We start from the raw sequence: 1122 nt of genomic DNA on the forward strand, positions 1-1122 counted from the left end.
AATGTCTAAAGAAAAATTTGAACGTACAAAACCGCACGTTAACGTGGGTACAATCGGCCACGTTGACCACGGTAAAACAACTTTAACAGCAGCAATCACGACTGTACTTGCAAAACACTTCGGTGGTGCGGCTCGTGCATTCGACCAAATCGACAACGCGCCAGAAGAAAAAGCGCGTGGTATCACCATCAACACTTCACACGTTGAATACGATACTGAAACTCGCCACTACGCACACGTTGACTGTCCGGGACACGCCGACTATGTTAAAAATATGATTACCGGTGCGGCACAAATGGACGGCGCAATCTTAGTGGTTGCAGCAACAGACGGCCCTATGCCACAAACGCGTGAGCACATTCTTTTAGGTCGCCAAGTAGGCGTACCATACATCATCGTATTCTTAAACAAATGCGATATGGTGGATGACGAAGAATTATTAGAATTAGTTGAAATGGAAGTGCGTGAGCTTCTTTCTCAATACGATTTCCCGGGCGATGACACACCAATCGTACGCGGTTCTGCGTTACAAGCATTAAACGGCGTTGCAGAATGGGAAGAAAAAATCCTTGAGTTAGCGAACCACTTAGACACTTACATTCCGGAACCGGAGCGTGCGATTGATAAACCGTTCCTATTACCAATCGAAGACGTCTTCTCAATCTCCGGTCGTGGTACCGTAGTAACCGGTCGTGTTGAGCGTGGTATCATCAAATCCGGTGAAGAAGTTGAAATCGTGGGTATCAAAGAAACCACCAAAACAACTGTAACCGGTGTTGAAATGTTCCGTAAATTACTTGACGAAGGTCGTGCAGGTGAAAACGTGGGTGCATTATTACGTGGTACAAAACGTGAAGAAATCGAACGTGGTCAAGTATTAGCGAAACCGGGTACAATCACCCCACACACAGACTTCGAATCTGAAGTGTACGTATTATCAAAAGAAGAAGGCGGTCGTCATACTCCATTCTTCAAAGGTTACCGTCCACAATTCTATTTCCGTACAACAGACGTAACCGGTACAATCGAATTACCGGAAGGCGTGGAAATGGTAATGCCTGGCGATAACATCAAAATGACAGTAAGCTTAATCCACCCAATCGCAATGGACGAAGGTTTACG

General features: G+C 45.6%; 1 protein-coding gene. It reads left to right on the forward strand.

From position 1 onward, the window contains the following. Position 1: 1 nt before the first annotated feature. The coding region (gene tuf, locus E4T80_RS12605) for an elongation factor Tu (protein WP_135058720.1) at positions 2-1122 on the forward strand (1121 nt) is incomplete at its 3' end.

It is taken from the genome of Muribacter muris, assembly GCF_004569585.1.
GTDB lineage: Bacteria > Pseudomonadota > Gammaproteobacteria > Enterobacterales > Pasteurellaceae > Muribacter > Muribacter muris.